Source organism: Protofrankia sp. Cas8 (assembly GCF_963555845.1).
Classification (GTDB): domain Bacteria; phylum Actinomycetota; class Actinomycetes; order Frankiales; family Frankiaceae; genus Protofrankia.
The window spans coordinates 1-2,660 of sequence record NZ_CAUVXI010000248.1 but is presented as its reverse complement, the minus strand read 5'-3'; the positions used below and the strand labels follow the sequence as shown (position 1 = coordinate 2,660).

Below are 2,660 nucleotides of genomic sequence, written 5' to 3'. Positions count from 1 at the left end.
CAGGTGGTGAGCAGGCCGCCGCCGATCTCGGCAAGGCCACCTTCGCGCCCGCGGACGTCACCGACTCCGAGCAGGTCTCCGCCGCGCTCGATGTCGCCGACAGCCTGGGCGACCTGCGCGTCGTGGTGAACTGCGCCGGGATCGGCCCGCCGGCCCGGATCCTCAGCAAGACCGGCGTGATGCCGCTGGAGACGTTCACCCGCACGGTCACGATCAATCTGATCGGCACGTTCAACGTGATCAGACTTGCCGTCGAGCGGATGGCTCGCAACGAGCCCATCACGGGTGAGCGTGGCGTGGTCGTGTGTACCGCGTCGGTCGCCGCGTTCGAGGGCCAGATCGGACAGGCCGCCTACTCCGCCTCCAAGGGGGGCGTCGTCGGCATGACCCTGCCGCTCGCCCGCGACCTCGCGGACAAGCAGATCAGAGTAGTGACCATCGCCCCGGGTCTGTTCGCCACACCGATGCTCGCGAGCCTTCCGGCGCAGGCGCAGGCCTCGCTCGGCCGCCAGGTGCCCCACCCCAACCGCCTCGGCGACCCCGACGAGTACGGCGCGCTGGTCGAGCACATCATCGCCAACCCGATGCTCAACGGTGAGGTCATCCGTCTTGACGGCGCCATCCGGATGGCCCCTCGCTGACCAGCCGATCACCGGCTGTCCCGGGGTGAGACAGGCGGCGGTGTCCCCGAACACCGTCGCCCACCCATCCCGGGCCTCCGGGGCCGCGAGGCGAAAACCTGGGTGAACCGCACCCGCAACGCCCACAGCTGGTCACAAACCGAGATCCCGACCGATGATCTCCTTCATGATCTCATTGGTCCCACCGTAGATCGTCTGAACCCGGGAATCGACGAAGGCCCTGCCAACCGGATACTCACGCATATAGCCGTACCCTCCGTGCAACTGCAGGCAACGGTCGGAAACCCGACACTGAAGGTCGGTGACCCAGTACTTCGCCTTGGCCGCACGCGCGGCACTGAGTTCGCCACGCAGATGCTCCACCAGACAGTCGAGGATGAACGTACGGGCGATGTCGACCTCGGTCGCCAGCTCCGCCAGGACGAACCTGCTGTGTTGGAAAGACCCGATCGGCTGGCCGAAGGCGGTGCGCTCCTTCACATAGACCAGGGTTTGGGCGAGTACGCCCTCCGCCACGCCCAGCCCGGTGACCGCTATGGACAGCCGCTCCTGCGGCAGGTTGCCGACCAGGGCATAAAACCCGCGGTTCTCCTCCCCGAGAAGATTGGCGACTGGCACCCGGACGTCGATGAAGGACAGCTCGCTGGTGTCCTGCGCATGCAGACCGATCTTCTCCAGGTTACGGCCCCGTTCGAAACCCGCCATCCCGCGCTCGATGACGAGCAGCGACAGCCCACGGTGCGGATCGTCGGCAGTACGCACGGCGGTTACCACGAGGTCAGCATGCTGACCGGAGGAGATGAAGGTTTTCGCTCCGTTGACCACGTAGACGTCACCATCGCGGACCGCGCGGGTCCGGATACCCGCAAGGTCGCTGCCGGTACCCGGTTCGGTCATGGCCACCGCGAGGACAGTGTCACCCGAAACCGTACCGGCAAGCCAGCGCGCCTTCTGTTCGTCCGTGGCGAGGCCGAGCAGATAGGGCAGGACGATGTCATTCTGCAAGGTCAGACCGAGGCCCGCTGAAGAGACCAGCGCACGGCCGAATTCCTGCCCCACGATCGCGTTGAACCGGAAATCCTCGATACCGGGACCCCCGTACTTCTCATCGACACCGAATCCGAGCAGGCCCTGCGCACCGGCGTCGGAGAACATCGCCCGATCGACGATACCGGCCCGCTCCCACGCATCGATGTTCGGAAGCACGCGCTGCGCGATGAAAGCCCGTACCACGTCGCGGAAAATCTCATGATCACTGTCATATACGCACGCCGACAGCGACGACGGCAGCTGGTCCGAGACCACCCTGCACCACCTCTCCCACTTGGTTCGGGGACGCGGGGCCGGGGTTCGCGATCGCGCGAGACACGGCCACGGCCACCGCCACGACCACGACCACGACGCCGTCCACCCGCCAGGCTGATTCAGGATAGCGGACATATCCTAAGAGCGCCCGGCGGCCGGTGACGCGGACTCCGGAACTATCCGACCTTCCAGAGCTGCCTGAAGGCATCGACGTAACCTGGGAAACCCACGTAGTACCCGGTCGAGTCCAGCGCAGCCGCGTCCACGGTGTCCCTGGTGATGAGCTGGGTGGGCAGCAACGTCCGGTTCGCCCGGTCGAGGTCGTCGCCGTTGAAATAGCGGGCGAGCAGGTCGGCGTCGCGCCAGCCGAGGATCGTCGCGGCGAAACCCGTCCAGACCTCCTCCGTCCCGGCCCGCAATGCCTCGATGTTGGCCGTGGTCGGGGTCTCGCCGCCAACCTTGACCTTGCCCTGCAGTCCGGCCGCCCGCAGCGCGTCCGGCACGCCGATCGTCAGATCACCGAGCGAGAAGATCGCCCAGTCAATGTCCGGATCACGCTTGATTGTTTCCACGACACTCTGTGGGGTCCTGGTCCCGAGATCTCTGACCTGCTGATTGACAACTACGATCTTGCAGGCTGGACACGCTGAGACGAGTGCCTGCTTGAAGCTGTTGGCGAAGACGGTGAGAACCGGAAAGGCGCTGATCGTGAAG

The 2,660-nt window shown here is 65.9% G+C and carries 3 protein-coding genes; 1 reads left to right on the top strand and 2 read right to left on the bottom strand.

The window, feature by feature from the left end; translation table 11 throughout:
• A partial coding sequence (locus U9977_RS24040) for an SDR family NAD(P)-dependent oxidoreductase (RefSeq protein WP_322751556.1) occupies positions 1–641 on the top strand: 641 nt, incomplete at its 5' end.
• Between the two features lie 132 nt (positions 642–773).
• Here the strand turns inward: U9977_RS24040 and U9977_RS24035 are convergent.
• Together U9977_RS24035 and U9977_RS24030 are read right to left on the bottom strand one after the other, a co-directional pair.
• Positions 774–1,919, bottom strand: coding sequence for an acyl-CoA dehydrogenase family protein (locus tag U9977_RS24035; protein WP_322751559.1), 1,146 nt, complete (start codon positions 1,917–1,919; stop codon positions 774–776).
• A gap of 203 nt (positions 1,920–2,122) precedes the next feature.
• Positions 2,123–2,660: hypothetical protein (locus tag U9977_RS24030; RefSeq protein WP_322751555.1), on the bottom strand; the 538-nt coding region annotated here is incomplete at its 5' end.